Origin of the sequence: Lysinibacillus sp. 1 U-2021 (assembly GCF_029916965.1) — a bacterium.
In the GTDB taxonomy this organism is placed as follows: Bacteria; Bacillota; Bacilli; order Bacillales_A; family Planococcaceae; genus Lysinibacillus; species Lysinibacillus capsici.
The window spans coordinates 1,178,488-1,196,375 of the sequence record NZ_CP123966.1 but is presented as its reverse complement, the minus strand read 5'-3'; the positions used below and the strand labels follow the sequence as shown (position 1 = coordinate 1,196,375).

Annotated in this window: 17 protein-coding genes; 13 read left to right on the top strand and 4 right to left on the bottom strand. The window is 36.5% G+C overall.

What is annotated here, in order from left to right; translation table 11 throughout:
* Positions 1–69 precede the first annotated feature (69 nt).
* The 8 genes from QH639_RS06325 (at position 70) to QH639_RS06290 (ending at position 7,603) form a co-directional block, all read left to right on the top strand.
* A complete protein-coding gene (locus tag QH639_RS06325) occupies positions 70–1,071 on the top strand; it encodes a LacI family DNA-binding transcriptional regulator (protein ID WP_281115825.1) in 1,002 nt (333 codons plus the stop codon).
* A 142-nt stretch (positions 1,072–1,213) separates the two neighbouring features.
* Positions 1,214–2,425 (top strand): MFS transporter, encoded by a 1,212-nt coding sequence (locus tag QH639_RS06320; RefSeq protein WP_281115824.1) that lies wholly within the window; start codon positions 1,214–1,216, stop codon positions 2,423–2,425.
* A 153-nt stretch (positions 2,426–2,578) separates the two neighbouring features.
* Positions 2,579–2,815 (top strand): small acid-soluble spore protein Tlp, encoded by a 237-nt coding sequence (locus QH639_RS06315; protein ID WP_131521017.1) that lies wholly within the window; start codon positions 2,579–2,581, stop codon positions 2,813–2,815.
* A gap of 253 nt (positions 2,816–3,068) precedes the next feature.
* Positions 3,069–3,602, top strand: coding sequence for an RNA polymerase sigma factor (locus QH639_RS06310; protein ID WP_048393966.1), 534 nt, complete (start codon positions 3,069–3,071; stop codon positions 3,600–3,602).
* Positions 3,589–5,223 (top strand): DUF4179 domain-containing protein, encoded by a 1,635-nt coding sequence (locus QH639_RS06305; protein WP_281115823.1) that lies wholly within the window; start codon positions 3,589–3,591, stop codon positions 5,221–5,223. The genes QH639_RS06310 and QH639_RS06305 overlap by 14 nt, the downstream gene beginning before the upstream one ends.
* 145 nt (positions 5,224–5,368) lie before the next feature.
* The gene (locus QH639_RS06300; RefSeq protein WP_048393970.1) at positions 5,369–5,650 is read left to right on the top strand and encodes a transporter suffix domain-containing protein; all 282 of its coding nucleotides are present in this window, start codon (positions 5,369–5,371) and stop codon (positions 5,648–5,650) included.
* Entirely contained in the window at positions 5,640–6,071 is a 432-nt protein-coding gene (locus tag QH639_RS06295) for a MarR family winged helix-turn-helix transcriptional regulator (protein WP_048393972.1), read from the top strand. The genes QH639_RS06300 and QH639_RS06295 overlap by 11 nt, the downstream gene beginning before the upstream one ends.
* Positions 6,072–6,322: 251 nt before the next feature.
* Positions 6,323–7,603, top strand: a complete 1,281-nt coding sequence (locus QH639_RS06290; RefSeq protein ID WP_131521013.1) for a histidine--tRNA ligase — start codon at positions 6,323–6,325, stop codon at positions 7,601–7,603.
* Between the two features lie 63 nt (positions 7,604–7,666).
* Here QH639_RS06290 and QH639_RS06285 read toward each other — a convergent pair whose 3' ends face one another.
* Together QH639_RS06285 and QH639_RS06280 are read right to left on the bottom strand one after the other, a co-directional pair.
* A complete protein-coding gene (locus tag QH639_RS06285; protein ID WP_066037933.1) occupies positions 7,667–9,289 on the bottom strand; it encodes a hypothetical protein in 1,623 nt (540 codons plus the stop codon).
* Positions 9,286–10,068, bottom strand: a complete 783-nt coding sequence (locus QH639_RS06280; protein ID WP_066037934.1) for an ABC transporter ATP-binding protein — start codon at positions 10,066–10,068, stop codon at positions 9,286–9,288. Before QH639_RS06280 ends, QH639_RS06285 begins: the two co-directional genes overlap by 4 nt.
* 220 nt (positions 10,069–10,288) lie before the next feature.
* Between QH639_RS06280 and QH639_RS06275 the strand changes: the two genes are divergently transcribed.
* Positions 10,289–10,813, top strand: coding sequence for a GrpB family protein (locus QH639_RS06275; RefSeq protein WP_131521012.1), 525 nt, complete (start codon positions 10,289–10,291; stop codon positions 10,811–10,813).
* A gap of 47 nt (positions 10,814–10,860) precedes the next feature.
* Here QH639_RS06275 and QH639_RS06270 read toward each other — a convergent pair whose 3' ends face one another.
* Entirely contained in the window at positions 10,861–12,072 is a 1,212-nt protein-coding gene (locus tag QH639_RS06270; protein WP_131521011.1) for a Zn-dependent hydrolase, read from the bottom strand.
* 4 nt (positions 12,073–12,076) lie between these two features.
* The gene (locus QH639_RS06265; RefSeq protein ID WP_131521010.1) at positions 12,077–12,772 is read right to left on the bottom strand and encodes an L-2-amino-thiazoline-4-carboxylic acid hydrolase; all 696 of its coding nucleotides are present in this window, start codon (positions 12,770–12,772) and stop codon (positions 12,077–12,079) included.
* A 137-nt stretch (positions 12,773–12,909) separates the two neighbouring features.
* Here QH639_RS06265 and QH639_RS06260 point away from each other — a divergent pair, with 137 nt between their 5' ends.
* From QH639_RS06260 to QH639_RS06245, 4 genes are all read left to right on the top strand, one after another.
* On the top strand, positions 12,910–13,791 hold the full coding sequence (locus QH639_RS06260) for a LysR family transcriptional regulator (protein WP_131521009.1): 882 nt from the start codon (positions 12,910–12,912) through the stop codon (positions 13,789–13,791).
* An 86-nt stretch (positions 13,792–13,877) separates the two neighbouring features.
* Positions 13,878–15,332: a sodium/proline symporter gene (locus QH639_RS06255; protein WP_131521008.1), complete on the top strand. Its 1,455-nt coding sequence runs from the start codon at positions 13,878–13,880 to the stop codon at positions 15,330–15,332.
* A 176-nt stretch (positions 15,333–15,508) separates the two neighbouring features.
* Complete coding sequence (gene pdxR, locus QH639_RS06250; RefSeq protein WP_131521007.1) at positions 15,509–16,957, top strand: MocR-like pyridoxine biosynthesis transcription factor PdxR; 1,449 nt, start codon at positions 15,509–15,511, stop codon at positions 16,955–16,957.
* Between the two features lie 4 nt (positions 16,958–16,961).
* Positions 16,962–17,870 (top strand): D-alanine--D-alanine ligase, encoded by a 909-nt coding sequence (locus QH639_RS06245; RefSeq protein ID WP_131521006.1) that lies wholly within the window; start codon positions 16,962–16,964, stop codon positions 17,868–17,870.
* The last annotated feature ends 18 nt before the right edge of the window (positions 17,871–17,888 follow it).

Sequence of the window (17,888 nt, the reverse complement as noted above, 5' to 3'; positions counted from 1 at the left end):
CCAGTAAAGTATGCTATGCTACATAATACCAAGGAGAGTTTTCATATTATAGGTAGGAGATTGATTTTAGTGAAAAAAACAACAATTGCCGATGTTGCACAATATGCAAATGTTTCGAATAGTACAGTATCGCAATATTTGAATAAGCGATATGAATATATGAGTGCAGAAACTCGTAAGAAAATTGAAGAGGCTATTGAAGCATTGCAATATCGTCCGAATTTAATGGCTCGTAGCTTAAAACAGAAATCTACCTTTACAATTGGTATTATTGTGGCAAATATTATCCATGACTTTTCAACAAAAATAATAAATGCATTGGAAGCAGAGTTCAATAAAGAAGGCTTTCATATGATTGTGTGTAACTCAGCGGATAACCCTAAAAAAGAGAAAAAGCATATCGAAACTTTACTAGAAAAACAGGTGGATGGCTTAATCGTTTTTCCAACAGGAGAAAACAAAAATCTCTACATAAGACTTCATCAACAAGCAATGCCAATCGTTTTTATTGACCGTTTTATTGAGGGAGTAGATATTCCTGCAGTGTTGCTTGACAATTTTTCTGCCATGGATACGGCAGTGGGGACATTTCGAAAGCAACCAATAGCCTTTATCACTACTTCTTTAGCCTTACCGATTACTCCTCGTGTCGAACGTTTAGAAGGATTTCGTCAAGCGCTCAGAAATAGGGATCTGTTGATTGATGAGCGCTATATAAAAAATGGTGAGCCAGCTGAGATGACAGAGATTTTTAATCAATTATTTACATTGGAGCAACCACCCAGGGGAATCATTGCGGCAAATGATCGTATTTTTCAAGAATTAATGCTTTATATTAAAAAAAGAAACATACATGTGCCTAATGATGTACAAGTAATCGCTGTGGATGATGTACCATATGCCAACTTTTTAACACCTTCCATTACAACATTGCAACAACCCATTTTACCAATGGCACAGAAAGCGGCATCATTGCTCTTAGCAAAAATAAAAAAAGAACATCTAGCTGATGATGACCAAAGACTATATCGCTTCAAACCGATATTAATCGATCGAGATTCAACTAACTAAAAAGGCAACCCAAAGCTATGAACTTAGCTAAGGGTTGCTATTTTTAGTTGCACCGATATTCTTCAATAGATATGATTATCTAAAGGAATACTTTTATGTCAAAAAAGACCAATCATTCATTTAGGTGATAGAAAGGGGACTTATGAGCATTGCTAGGAAGTATTGGCTCATTCTATTTGGCTTTGGTTTCTCGTATTTAGGAAATTGGGTGAATCTAGTCGCCCTCAATTTATTAGTTTGGCATTTAACAGAATCGCCTACTGCTATGGCGAGTATATTTATTGTAGGACCGATTGCTCGAATTTTAACAAGCTTTTTTGCAGGCTCCATCATTGATCGATCGAATAAACAAAAATTAATGATTTATAGTGATATTATTCGTGGCATATTGATTTTATTGTTACCTTTTACGTCCTCTCTTTGGCTCATCTATTGCGTTTTATTTTTATCTAATATAGCAAGTAGCTTTTTTGGGCCAAGTAGTACCTATTATATTTCGAAATATATACCAGATGAAGATAAACAATCCTTTAATGCCATATTAGGAATGTTTAGCTCAGGCTCATTTTTAATTGGGCCCGCATTGGCTGGGTTTATCATTGCCATTTCCGATGTATCTGTAGCGTTTTGGTTTAATGCATTGACGTTCTTTATCTGCGCGCTCTCCATTTTTAAGCTTCCCACAGTAGAAGATCATCAGAATATGCACCGAAAACCCATTACTTGGAGGATGCTAAAAGAGGATTATGGTATTGTCTACGCTTATATTAAAAAAGAGTATGTCTTTGCCAAAGTATTTCTTTATTTTCAAGTTGCCTTGATGATTGCCTTTGCATTAGACTCACAGGAAGCTACATTTATTAAACAAAACCTTCAAGCTTCGGATAGTCTATATGGTGTCATCGTTAGTATCGCTGGAATTGGAGCTATTATTGGTGGAGTAATGGCTGCTCGCTATGCTAAAAGATTTTCAACAAGACAATATATTGTCTATGGTCTGCTTTTGACCACACTTTGCTATACATTGTTTTACTCTTCACCGAATGTGACAATGGCGATTATTAGCTTTATAGCATTAGGAGTATGTATGTCATTTTGTAATGCGGGCTACAGCACCTTTTATCAAATAAGTGTACCGACATCAATTATGGGCCGTTTTGGTAGTGTTTCAACGATGGTCATTAATGTGCTACAGATTGTCTTTACGTTAGCCTTAGGGTTGCTAGCGGAATGGCTCTCCCTACAAATGGTCTGCATTGTCTTTGGAATTGTAGCTATTTTCCTCTCCACAGTTTTATATGTATTGATGCATTCAAAATCTGCCTATGAAGGTTTGAAGGAAGAGATTGTTTAAAAATCCTGTCAGGTGGAAACTTAATTGCTTTTAATGAAGGTAGAATTATTGGATAGATAGCGTTTAAAGGATGTTATTTTAGTAAAAGTTAGCACTCATATAATGATAAAATCATTCCAAAATAACCTTATGTCATAATTTGAGGAGGTTAACATGGCTAATTCAAGACATCGAAAATCAGATGATCGCTCCAATAATGTTGAACGCATTCGTGATATTGTTAAAAATACTGAGGAGAAAGTGCAGGAAGCAGAAATTAGTATGGAATTTGCAGATCCTCTAGAAAGTAACAGGCTAAAGGAAAAAAATAAGCGACGTAAACAGTCAATTGAAGCTTTAAAAGATGAAATGAAAGATGAAATGACAGCACGAAAAAAAGGTGAAGTTTAAAATTAGTTTCTAGAAGAATCAAATGTGATTCATGATATTGCCTTCGCTCACCATTTCCCAATAGCCAAAAACAGATGGATTAGATGTTCCATAACGGACCTCTATTGCCATCTGTTTTTTTTTTGCACATTAACTGGATCTTTTTACATAAACACTAAATTAAAAAAGTACGTATATGAATTCTTAAAAAAATGAACCTTTTCAAGTAGTCATTTGTTTATAACGTAGAACCATCAGAAAGGAGTGCCTTGGATTGACAGAACGTGAATTATTCGATTCATACAACAAAGATGTTTACCGTACCTGTTATTACATGCTACGGAATGCCCAAGATGCGGAAGATCTCTGCCATGATGTATTTGTCACCGTCTTTCGTCAGGATTGGAGAAGTGTAGAGCATACACGTGCTTGGATTTTACGGATTGCGATGAATCAATGTTTAAATTTGCTTAAAAGAAAGCAGGCTCAGTTAAAAAAAGTGAGTCAGGTACAGTTGCTACAGGAGCAAACTACGGCATCAGTTAAATCTGTAGACACCATTGTACTGGAGAAGGCAGCTGAGGAGGAGTGGGAGGCACTACTCAGACAGCTACCAGAAAAGTTAATGGCTGTTGTCACCCTCCGCTACATTGGTGAGCTATCATTAGTGGAAATTGCGGAAACGCTAAAGATTCCAGTGGGAACGGTGAAATCGAGACTCCATAAGGCATTGAAAATCATGCGCAAAAAACTAGAACAAAAACAAAATTTATGGTTGAAGGGAGAGAATCAATTTGGAACGCATTGAAAAGAAATTGAAAAAAGAGATGAACGCAGACCATAACATGAAGTATCCTGACTTTGAACAAATGTGGAATGGTATCCAGCAGGATGAACTAAAAATGGTAAATGAACCGATCGAACTTCTACCTCGAAAAAGAAAGAGATTTGTTTTAGTTGCAGGATTAGCTGTCGCTCTAATGGCTACACCTGTCTATGCAGCACTGAACTATGATTGGTCAACTATTCTATCTTATAGAGCTGGTATTCAGTCTGCATTAGACCAGGGCTTAGGGCAGACGATTGAACAATCTGTTACGAAGGATGGGTTTACGTTGACCGTACATACGGCGTTTATCGATGATAACAGAACCTTTCTTTTGTATAGTTTGAAACCTGATGCCTCTTGGGATGGAGAGGATATAGGCTTTGAACATACCGGGCTTAAAGATTCAAAGGGTAACTTTATTGAAGGGAATTATACACATTCTTGGAATGAGGAGCTTGGTACCTTTCAGGGTTATTTTGAAACGGATTGGGTTGCTGAAGGACAGATGACAGATGTGGAGCTTATGATGGAGAATATTCAATTCATCAGCGATAAAAAATATTCTATCGACTATAATCCAAATGACTTAACTACGCAAGTGTTCCCTATTCAAAAGGACGGAGTTGACACAGTGTCTATTCAATCTTTTGCACAAGATAAGGGTAAAATATTGCTTAAAACGGCAGTTACACTTACAGATTTAAAAGTCCGAAATACAGGGATATTCATTGAGGCGATTAATAATACGAATCATTCAATTGAAACAGGGAAAAAATCTTTCATGGGAAGACAGGGAGCAAAAGGAGAATATTTTAGTCAGCAACTATTCGAGTCTGAAGCCTTACAAGAAGAGGGAACTAAATTCCAAATTTCTTATAACCGCATACTAGAAACAAAAGAAAGCACTTGGAATATGCAACTAAATCTCTCTAAAACACAACTGGAAAATACATCATTTAAGCAAGTATTAGATATTCCAATTGACAATGTGCCTGGTGGCACTAAAATTCATGAAATGACGGTTACACCGACCCAAGTTCGATTAGTTCTTACTCAAGAAAAATACGAAACTTTCCCTTATATGGATTATCAACTGGATATAGGTGGAACATTATTGACTGGATATATTTCGGGTAAAGTTGGAAATCCTAATGAAACAGAGCTGCGCTTTGAAATAGTTGGACTAAATGCAGCTTCTTTGGAAAATCAACCTTTAACTTTCGTTGCTAAGAACCGTGTTGAAGGTTTATACGGAGACGATAATTCAATCCAATTAACGAACATATCAGCAAAGCCTCAAAGTGTAACATCTAATATAGCAGGGTATCCAATTTCATGGACGTATTATATGAAGGACAATAACCTTTATGTGGAATCATTAAGCCCTGATCCAGGGTTTGCTGGAGTCAATCAAACCTATTATTTAGAGGGTAAAGAAGAAATCTATGGGACGCCTGAATTTATGGGCATTCTTGAAAATAATAAAAGAATGGATGTTTATGAGAATTTTGACAAGGAGGAGCTAGAAATTCTCATTTATAAATATTTAACTAACAAGCCAAATGATGAGCTACGTATACCCCTTACATTTGGAAAATAACTAAATTAGTAATCCCATCTATTTGACTCTCACTAGTCAAATAGATGGGAATTTTTGTTATAAAGATTAAAAAGCTTTACATAAAAAGAAATGTATCATATAGTTTAGTTAACTTAAATAAATTAATTATTACAGGAGAAGATACATGACCTCTAACGAAAAAACACAAAAATCTTTTGCTTATAAGCTTGGATTAGGCATTATTATCTTTTCACTTTCTTTATGGTTAATCCCAATTATTACACCTTTCACACCGATACCTACAAAAGTAAAGGCAGGGATTATACCAGGAAGTATTATTATGGCTGAAATCTTATTTTGGCTTGGTGCTTTACTTGTTGGAAAAGAAGTAGCCAACAAATTTAAAAGCTATCTAAATCCTAAAAAATGGCGAGAAAAAGGTGACACTCAAAAAAATGAAGAATAACCAGGTAGCAGAGCAAATAAATCAAACCATTGAAGATATTTGGATCATGCTTGAGAAAATGGAAAGGGCTTATACTAATTTCTCCTTAAATAATCAGCAATATGTTCTTTTAACATTAGTAATGCGTCATCCATCCTGCTCGCCTTCAGAACTAGCAGATAAAATGGCTATTACAAAAAGTGCAGTGAGTCAGCAATTAACCAAGCTTGAACAGGATGGCTATATAATGAAAAGGCAGCATGAGGAGGATAAGCGTGCCTTTTCTGTCGAATTAGGTGAGAAGGGTCTATTATATAAACAGGAAGTCGAAGCCTTTAATCAACAGATTACAGAAAAGTACCATGCTCACTTAACAACTGAAGAGTTAGCTGAAATGTTAGCTACTCTAGAAAAAATGAAAAAAATACTGTGTGAATTTTAGAAAAAATTTGACATTCTATTGGGTGTGTCTTATAGTAACCCTTAATATAAAAGGGGGAATAAACATGGTCATTACTCTTGTCCAATCATTCACAATAAAACATCATCATCATCACTAGTCTTGCTATCCTTATTAACTTATTAATATTGAATAGGAAGACTATTTCTCATGTAATCGTATAAATAAAGCTGATTTGAAGCTTTATCGTTATACGGTTTTTTTATTGCTCAAAAAATGAGGAGGAGCTTATGATGAAAAAAATGGACTATCAGAATGTTCGAGGAACACAAGATTATTTACCAGAGCAAGAGGCTACTCGTCGTGTGATACGACGTACGTTAGAAGATACATTTATAGCCTATGGCTGCAAGCCGTTAGAAACACCTATTCTTAACTATACAGAGTTGATGGCTTCTAAATATGCTGGTGGTGCTGAGATTTTAGAGGAGATGTATACATTAACAGATCGAGGTGAGCGAGATTTAGCGTTACGCTATGATTTAACAATTCCATTTGCAAAAGTTGTAGCGATGAATCCAGCGATTGCTATGCCATTTAAACGATATGAGATTGGCAAAGTGTTTCGAGATGGCCCCATCAAGGCTGGTCGTTTTCGCGAATTTACACAATGTGATGTAGATATTGTTGGGGTAGAATCACAGGCTGCTGAGGCGGAGCTAATGATGATGGCGATAGATGCCTTTGATCAGCTTAAACTTAAAATTAATCTCCAATATAATAATCGCAAGCTTTTAGTTGGTTTACTGCAATTATTTGAGGTTGAACAGGAACAAATGAATCGAGTTATTTTAACATTAGATAAGATTGAAAAAATAGACGAGAAAACAATGCTCGCAGAATTGAAGGCATTGGGGTTATCAGATAATAGTATTCATAAAATAAAGCACTTTTTAGATGAACGTCCTCAAATAAGTATGGCGTATTTTGAAGGATTCGCGACCGAGAATGTCTTTTTACAACAAGGTTTACAGGAATTAATGGAATTAACTTCTTATTTAGAGGCACTTGAAATAAGTGACCAATGTATTTTCAATCCATTTTTAGCGAGGGGACTTGAAATTTACACAGGAACAATTTATGAAATTTTTTTAGCAGATGGAACAATCCGCTCAAGTATTGGTAGTGGGGGACGCTATGACAATGCTATTGGTGGCCTTTTAGAGACAAATCAAACCTATGCTACTGTTGGTATTTCATTTGGTTTAGATGTCATCTATACAGCACTAGAGCTTTCGGGAAAAATAGAGCAAAACGCTCATAGCGTGGATATTTATATTATTCCTCTGGGAACAGAAAAAGAGGCACTAAAGCTAGCAACTGCATTACGGCGAGAAAAATATAAGATAGAAGTTGAGCTAAGTGGGAAAAAAGTGAAAAAGGCGATGGAAAAAGCCAATCGTGAAAACACACCGAAGGTTATTGTATTAGGAGATAACGAGGTCAATCAAAATATGTATAAAATAAAAGATATGAAAAGCGGTGAGGAAGAAATCGTTGCATTTATCTTTTAAACATCATGGCATGGAAAAAACGGCTGATCCCACTCTATTATAGGATTTGAGCCGTTTTTTGGTTTATTTTTTCGATTTAAAAACCAGTTTCCATATCAAGATGTTGATGAAGAAAAGCACAATGAAATATATAGTAGAGCCGTATGTTATCTGACTAGCTATTATATAGTGCAGCCCTACAAGTAAACCTAAAGGGAGCAATAACAAAAGAATCTTCCAGCCTTGTGCATCATTAACTTCATCATAGGGTTTGGTAAAGGGTAATTTGTTTGTCATCATGACGAAACAAAGGATGGTATATAACCAGCTTGTTACCAAAACAGCTAGTAAATCAGGGATAATTCGAATACCATAAATATAGCTAAAGACTATACTTAGTACTAAAAATAACGGAGTATACAATTTAATTAAAAATGCCTTTAAGCTACCTTTTTGTAAATCTGTATAATCTTTAAGCGGTAGCGTTTTATAAATCCATGCAGCCTTATATTTAGCAGAGTGACCAAGCATAAGGACAGCGGATGGTATAATCATCATACTAAAATAGATATTTAAATAGCTCATACTACTAGCATAATCGACTTCTTCCCCTCTGCTAAAAGTAAACATGAAAATAAAGGGAATAATAAATGAAAAGCCTAAAGATGGGTAGACCTTTAGCTTAAACTCTCGCTCTTGCTTCATCATCAGAGCTGCGAAGCGATAGAAAGCTCGTTCCTCGTGTGTTCTACACACAATGGTTAATAAAAACGACTTTAGTCGATTGTTCTTTTCCTTTTTAGACTTACTTGTACTTAGCAGTTTTTGGAGATTGCGTTCAAAGGTTGGTATGAGTTTAATATAGATCCAAATCGAAATAATAGGTACAATCACTGCTAAGATGGTATAAATGACGGTCAATAAGGATGTGTCACCATGCAGTATGAGTTCATAAGGGGCAGCGAACCACATCGGTATTAAGAAGAGGTTCCACCAATGAAACGACACTACCATATCTAAATTGACAAATTCAAAGGATCGAATAAGAACTTGGTAGCCAATCATCAGCATTAGAGATAAAGCGATTTGTACATAATTAATCATATCCTTCAGCTTTTCACCATCGAAGAAGCGTAAAATGGCAATATATAAAATGGCTGTGATGGCAACTATAAATAAATTCATTAATAGAATCTCAAGACCTGTTAAAATAAAAAACACAATACCTTGAGTAAAAAGGCTGACTATTAGAGGGATGGCTGTTAGGGCCAATGTTAAATAGGATAAATAAATAAAAATATGCATAAATTTTGCTGCATTAATTGTTTTAGCTGAAATAGGCTTAGTTGAAAGTATGCTTTTATCTCGTACATCTAAAAGCACAGAAGAAAAGTCAGAAATCAATGAAGTCATAATCAAAAAGATGATCATTGCAAAGGCGATACTCATCTGAAATAGAAAATTTTGACCAAATCCCATAAGCGGGATGAGTATAAGCCCGAATAACATATAAATCCATAGAGACTTAATGTAGCCATACTTTTGATTGTCTTTCTTTTTGTTTTGATTAAATAGGGTAGGTACTTTCCGTTCATCCATTGTTAATTTTATATGGAGGATTTTTCTCATCATGTCATAATCAATGCCCATTTTTATAAAAAGCCATCGGAACTTATCAAGCAATCGTAGCGTTTTGAAATCTGTCATAATTGTCCCCCACGAACGACGGACACAAATTTTTCTCCGATTTCCTGATGTTCATGAAATCCTGTTAACTGGTTAAAAATTCTTTCTAATGTTCCTTCAGTATTATCTGCTTGTAATTGGGCAAATGTTCCGTCCGCTGCAATTTTTCCATCATACAGCAAAATGATGCGGCTACTGATTTTTTCAACGACATCCATAATGTGTGATGAGTAAAATATAGTCTTTCCATTGGCAGCTAGTTGCGTTAAGATTTCTTTAAAAATCATGACACTGTTTGCGTCTAGGCCATTGATTGGTTCATCTAAAAATAGCAGGTCTGGATTATGTATAAGGCTTGCAATAATTAGTAGTTTTTGACGCATGCCTTTAGAATAGGAAGAAATTCTAGAATGGTATGCTTCACCAACTCCAAACAGTTCCATTAGTGATTTGGATTTGTCAGCCGCCTCCTCTAGCTCTAATCCATATAGCTGGCCGATGAAGGTTAAATACTCATAGCCTGTTAAGTTATCATAAACATCAGCGATTTCAGGGACGTAACCAATTCGCCGTTTATAATCAATTTGGTCTTGTCCTATGCTTTTCCCAAAGAGCTTAATCTCGCCACCATAATCACCTTCTAGCCCTAGAATAAGTTTTACAGTTGTACTTTTACCCGCGCCATTGGGACCGATATAACCGATGATTTCACCTCTAGCTGCGTGAAGGTCAATCCCTTTCAAAATTTCCTTGTTTCCATAACTCTTCGTTAAATTCGTAATTGTTAAAATCTCTTCCATTTTATAGCCCCTTTCAATTATTTTGGAAAATTAACCATAATTACACTATATCATATTAAAAGAGATAATATTCCTTATGCTAAAATGAAACCAGTTCAATCAAATATAGAGAGATCTTCTTATATAAAGGGAAATTTAAAAACGAAATAGATTTATTATTTTAAGGTAAATACGCTTTATTTATAGTTGGCTTATTTCAAAAAAGTGAGGTGAATGACACATGAAAAAAATTGAAGTGGTATTGTCTGACTATGATCCAAATTGGGAAGGACAATTTTTAGATGAAAAAAGGAGTATACAAGAAGCTATTGGTCCTGCAATATTAGGGATTGAGCACATAGGTAGCACATCTATCAAAGGTTTAAAGGCTAAGCCCATTATTGATATTCTTCTAGGAGTCCAAAGGATAGAAGGAGTCTCGGAATTAATAGAGGCTTTAAGAATAATTGGGTATGAATATGTTCCTAAACCTGAGCTAATGGATAGAAGAAGATTTTTTAGAAAAGGGCTATGGGGCCAAGGAACATGTCATTTACATATATGTGAATATAACAGTAGTGAATGGATTGACAAATGTCTGTTCCGAGATTATCTTCGATTAAATGCTCAAACGGCGGATGAATATGAAACGTTAAAAGAACAGCTTGCTGTTCACTTTCAGTATGATCGCCAAACCTATACCAAGAAAAAGGAACCGTTCATTCAAAATACTATTGCTAAGGCGAAGAATAAAGACTTTCTATAAAAGCCACTCTCAACAATTTAGAGAATGGCTTTCTTCTATATTATGGGCTATTTAGAGAGTTCGACAACAGTATCATAAAAAATATTAGTTGCTACAACAATATCCTCATCTGAGCTGTATTCTAATGGATTATGACTAATGCCGTCCTTCGAGCGGACGAATAGCATTCCAATCGGGGCAATTTCAGCTATATTCATTGCATCATGCCCAGCACCACTTATGAGAGAATAAGGACGTATACCTTGCTTTTCAATACTTGTAGTAAGTTGCTGTTGTAGTAAGGCATCGGTTTTTGCAGGCTTAATGCGCTGTAATACTTTGGAAGCCAATGAGACATGTCTTCGTTCAGCAATTTGTTGAAGCTGTTGCATAATTTCCTGCTCTAATGCACTTACTTTATTTTCGTCAATATCACGAAGATCAATCGAGAACGTAACTTTACCTGGTATAACGTTTGTCCCATTTGGAGAGACCGTTAGCTTACCAACCGTTGCAACGGAATCTGTTGTATTGTTTAATAGTTGCTCAATAGCTAAAATCATTTCACTTGCTGCAGTTAGAGCATCCTGACGAATCGGCATAGGTGTTGCACCAGCATGTTCACTGACACCCGTTACGGTTACCTCTAGCCATAATGGGGCTGCAATACCTGTGACAACACCGACTGGTAGGTCTTCATTTTCTAACACTTTTCCTTGCTCGATATGCATTTCTAAATAAGCTTTTATGTCATTACGATGCACTTGTGTTAAAGGATAAGGTGATAAATGGAAATCTTTCATGGCTTCTTCGATGGAAATGCCAGCTTCATCTGTATGCTGTAATTGCTCCTCTGTTAAAAGACCAGCCATTGCACTACTGCCAAGAAGCCCAAAGCCAAATCTCGTGCCTTCCTCATCCTTAAAAGCGACGACTTGAATTTTTTTAGAGGGTATCAACTGTTGCTCATGCATAGTATGTACCACTTCAATAGCTGCTAGCACCCCTAATGCTCCATCATATTTGCCACCCTCTGGTACTGTATCGATGTGAGAACCTAGCATAATGGTTTCATTTCCTTCACCATATGTACCAATAAGGTTTCCAACTGCATCGATTGTGACATTCATACCTGCTTGCTCCATATAAGTTGTGACTAACTCAATTGCCTGCTTTTCTTCTGGTGTGAACGAGAAGCGGTTAATGCCACCTGTCTTTTCATTACGACCAATTTGACTTAAGTCTTGAAGATGCTGTACGAGCCTAACTCCGTTAATCATGACATCACTCTTTCATTTGGAATTGGAAGTGGCACTGTCCTTCACGTAAAACAAATTGATCATGTACCACCTCTAGGCTTTTATTGTACCCTTTAGCAATAGAGGGGTCGATGACTTTACAATACAAAATGCCGTATTTACCCATATCATCATCTGCCCATTGTTGACCTAATGGGCAGTGAGTAAACGTTTGTTCAACCTCATTTTCCTTATAAACTGTATCGATTTCAAACAAATCACTACGACCCATATCATAGTTAGTTAAATAATGCTCCACGGAATTTTCTAGACCGTTTGTGCGAGCACGTTGAGCAATACCTTGGCCTCGTTTATGACCAAAACGTTCTACTGCCCGCATAATCACTTGTTCACCAGCTTCACCATATTCATCTACAACTTGCTTGGCAATCTGTGCAAACATTTTAGAAAATCGAGCAAACGGTGTTAAATCGGCAAATTTCTCTTCACCTACAACGATTTGGGGTAAGTATTCAAAGAAAGTATGATTTTCCCCTTCTGCTGTTGCTTTTTTCGCCATTGCTTCAGCATCCTTTAAACCAAACGCATCTAAGCCTTTTTGTACTAATCTCCGACCATGCTCGCCATACTGCTCTGTAATGGAGAGATGTAATTCTGTAAACATTTTTGCGGTAATTATGTCCATAGATAAAGCCTTCATCATTAATTTGTCCTCTGCCATTTTATGAGCCCCCTCATTAACAAATCATATTGATTTACTTGGATTTTATTTTTATTATAGAGGTGGCTAGTAATTTAAATCAAATGAATATTTACACAATCGAATATGAAAAAAAATCATAAAAGGAGCAGAATAGCATGGCTACATTAGCACAATATATTGCGTTCCATACACTTATCGATACAGGAAATTTTACAGAAACAGGCTTAAAGCTCAATCTCACACAGTCTTCAATCAGTCATACGATTAGTAATTTAGAGGCAGAATTAGGGCTTTCTCTAATTATTCGAAACCGCAATAATATTGTTTTAACGAGTGAGGGGAGAATTGTTTACGAACACATCTCAAAAATATTGCAGCAACAACAGCAGCTTGAAACCTCTGTAGCAAATTTAAAGAATCTCATTGGTGGGATGTTATCGGTTGGTATTCTACCAAGTGTTTCCTTGGTCTTATTACCAAAGGTTTTAGCGTATTTCGAACAGCATTATCCAGACCTAGAAATACGTTTGATGGAGGGAGATTATGATCAAATCGAAGAATGGCTTCATAATGGCGTTGTAGATATCGGTTTTTTAGTGCAGCCAAATTCTAAATATCTTGTATTCGATGCGATTTTTAATGATGAGCTTGTTTGCATTATGGCACAGGAACATCCATTGGCGAAGGAAGAAAGGCTCTCTCTAGAGCAATTGCAGGATGAACGTTGGATTATGCCTAAACGTACGATTGATCGAGATGTATCAAGGATTTTAGCTAAACATAAAATCCATCCCAATGTAGTCTATGAATTATCAGTTGATCAAGTCATTTTGACAATGGTCAATGAAAATTTAGGCATTTCTGTTGTGCCCAACTCCCTTTTACTACATGCACCAAGTAACCTGATTAGAAAAAAATTTTATCAAGCATATGTTAGACAGGTTGGAATTGCACACAAACACAGTATTCATCTTTCTCCAGGAGCTTTGAAGTTTGTAGAAATATCGAAATACTTTGCCTCCTTTTTACAAAATTAGTTATTGACAATTAAAAAAACCCGAACTATTATCTGATAAAACCAATTGGGATTGTTTAGATTAATCAGATGGAGGACTTTGGGTATATGCATACAATTGTTTATGTTGAAATATTTGTCTATTTACTCGCTATGCTAGGAGTAGGGATTTACTTCAGTAAAAAAGATTTATCACATAATGATTACTTTCTAGGGGGAAATAAACTACCGGGCTGGGCGTTAGCCTTTTCAGAGCGCGCAACGGGTGAATCCGCCTATATGTTTTTAGGGGCAATTGGCTTTATTTATGTGGCTGGGCTGTCAGGCATTTGGATTTTATCTGGCATGCTTTTAGGCGTTGTTGTGTCATGGCTATTTTTATCAAAGCGCTTTATGACAGAGCAACAAAAATATATGGTGAATAGCCTAACAGATTATATTGCTGTTAAATTTCCAAAGCACGCAGATATAATTCGTTGGTTAGCTTCTGCAGTAATGGTATTATTCTTTGTTTGCTATTTAGCAGCTCAATTCTCTGGGATGGGTAAAACGATTTATTCATTCTCAGGATTCAACATCACATGGGGAACAATTATTATTGGAGCAATAATAATTGCCTATTCATGTATGGGGGGGTTTATGTCCGTTGTTTGGACAGATACAATCCAAAGTTTTTTAATGCTGATCTCGTTTGTTATTGTTCCAATTGCTGCTTATATGGAAATTCAACATCAAGGTTTAAGCATTTCAACAGAGCTAGCTCAAATGGGCAATGGTGCAGATAGTTGGGTTGGAGGCTTAAATGGACTTGCCTTAGGGGCGATGTTATTTACAAATCTATCCTGGTTCTTTGGCTGGCTTGGGGGGCAACCTCAATTGAGCTCTCGCTTTATGGCTATTACGACTGAAAAAGAGCGAATTACTGGCCGTAATATGGCGATTATTTGGACATTAATTGTCTATGTGGGTGCCTTTTTATCTGCGATTTTCGCCTCAACTTTGTATAAGCAAGGTTCTATTGAAGATCCTGAAATGATATTGCCACATATGGTATTTGAAATTTTACCGCCTTGGGTTGCAGGAATTATTGTGGCTGGTATTTTAGCAGCTATTATGTCAACGGCTTCGTCTCAATTGTTAGTCATCACAACATCGATAAGTGAGGACATAATTCATAAAACATTACGTTGGAATATTTCTAGCAAAAAATTAGTTCACCTTTCGCGTCTAGTGGCTGTTATTAGTGGGATTGTGGGTATTATGATTTCACTCAAATCAGGTTCTGTAATTTATAGCTTAGTATCCTTTGCATGGGCAGGGATTGGCAATACATTTTCGGTTGTGATCCTTTTAATCTTTTTCTGGAAACGTGTGTCAGGCATTGGGGTTATTGCTACAATTATTGTCGGTTTTATTAGTGCGATTGTATGGTCCCTGTCACCTATGGAGGCTGTAGTGTCAGCCAAGGCAGCGACATTCTTTATTTGCTTAATTGTTGGAGTTGTGGTGTCCTTAGTATGTCCTGATAAAAAGGAAAACGGTCTGGATGATATTTTAAAATAATAATAAAACTCCTTTTTTGCTGATATATTTCTCAAAAGAGGAGTTTTCTTTTTATGCTTATGACCATATTGAAATATGATAGAAAGAAGAGCAACCACTCTAACAGGAAATTACATAATGTGTGGACCTTTTTGGTTATCAGGGTTTATGCAAAAATGAAGCAAGGGGGTTAGGAAGTGTTTAGTGATTTTAAGCTTATGGATGAACGACCAGTTTATGTACAATTGAAGGATTATGTTCAAGACATGATTGTCAAGGGGCATCTGTTGGAACATCAAAAGCTTCCATCTACCCGTGAACTTAGTAAGTTATTAGCGGTCAGTAGAAACACGGTGCTGAACGCATATGCCGAATTAGAGCTAGATGGCATCATCTATGCAGTGAAAGGAAAAGGGCATTTTATCGGAAAGGTTACTACATTGAAAACTTCTTCTATTGAAATAGATTGGAAACAAAGGCTGAATGAAACAACTTTATTAGCTGATGAAATTGATTTAATACGACAAGATATACACTGGAAAAAAGGCATGATTTCATTTACTAGTATAGCTCCAGAAGAAAAGCTTTTTGATGTTGAAAATTTCAAAAGGGCATTTCTCACAAGGATGTCCATTGAAGGAGATATTGTCTTAAACTATGGCTATGCCAAGGGCTATAAGCCCTTAATTGACCACCTTCTTAGCTATATGGAGATGAAAGGTGTGGACATTTCTAATAAAGATATTTTAATTACAAATGGTTTTACAGAAGGTCTAGATATTTTATTGTCCTCTTTAGCTAAAAAATCAGGGCGTGTACTATGTGAAAATCCTACACATCATGCAGCATTGAAGCTTTTCCGTTTGCATGGGTTAGACGTACATGGCATCGATATGCAAGATGACGGGATTGACATGGAACAGGTGGAAAAAACATTAGCAGATAAGGACTTTGATTTTGCCTATCTTATCCCGTCCTATCATAATCCAACAGGAATTGTCACTTCCTCCGAGAAAAGGAGTGCTATTTTTCAGCTTTTTTCCAAATATCAAATACCCATTATAGAAGATGGCTTTAATGAGGAATTAAGGTATTCAAGCTCGCATTTGGCACCACTAATCGCTTTTAGCGGTATAGGTAATAACATTGTCTATATTGGTAGCTTTTCTAAAATTCTTTTCCCTGGCTTACGTGTTGGCTGGATTTTAGCAGATAGGGAGTTAATTGATAGCTTGGAAAGTATGAAAAGAGCTCGAACAATTCATACATCAACACTGGATCAGGCAGTGTTATATCAATATTTACAGGATGGTTACTTTGAAAAATATTTAAAGAAAGCAAGATTTGTTTACAAGAAAAAATATGAGCTTGCCCGTCAAGCTTGTATGCAATACATTCCCTATAGCAGGATAACAGGGGATGGGGGGCTTCACCTTTTTATAGAACTAAAAGAGGACGTAGATGCACGATTGTTGCTTGAGAAATGCTATGACAAGGGCGTGGTATTTTATCCAGGTGATGTATTTTATACAAATGGAAGAGGTAGTCATACATTTCGTTTAGGCTTTTCTCGTTTAGCAGATGACGATATTGTTCGAGGTATTCAAATCATTGGTGATACATTGAAAAACGTTATGAGGAGTTGAAAAAATGAAGGTTGGCGTAATTATGGGTGGTACTTCCTCTGAAAAGCAGGTTTCCATTATGACAGGTAAGGAAATGGTCACTCAATTAGATAAGCAAAAATACGAAGTTGTGGCCATCACATTAGATAACAACAAAGAGGTAATTGACAAGGTGGGTGATATTGATGTGGCTTTGTTAGCACTTCACGGTAAGTTTGGGGAAGATGGTACGATTCAGGGGGTGCTAGAAACGTTGGGTATTCCTTATACAGGAAGCGGTCTTCTAGCAAGTAGTTTGTGCATGGATAAAAATATGGCTAAAAAAATCCTTCGATATGAAGGTGTTGCAACGCCAGATTGGGTGCATCTCATAAAAGGAGAGGAGTTGCCCTTACAGGATATAGAGCTTATGGGTTATCCACTTGTAGTTAAGCCAAATGCTGGTGGTTCTAGTGTGGGTGTTCAAATTGTCCATGACCGGAGTGCCTTATTAGCTGCAGTTACAGAGGTATTTAAGTGGGATAACGAAATCATTATTGAGCAGTACTTGATTGGCGAAGAAATTACATGCCCCATCCTTAATGAACAGCTATTGCCAATCCTGTCAATCAAACATACAGCAGTATTTTTTGACTACCAGGCAAAATATGACGATGCTTCTACAGTAGAGGAGCCTGTGGAACTACCACTTGCAATTCACGACCGAGTTGCAAAGGCTGCGATGATCAGTTACAAGGCTTTAAGATGCACTGTCTATGCAAGAGTAGATATGTTAATTAAGGATGGCGTTCCTTATGTGTTGGAGGTTAATACATTGCCTGGCATGACGCAAAATAGCCTCCTACCAAAAAGTGCCCTTGCAGCGGGGATCAGCTATTCAGCACTATTAGACAGTATTATCGAAAGCTCCTTACAGATTGATAGAAATAGGTAAATAGAAAAACAAAATCAC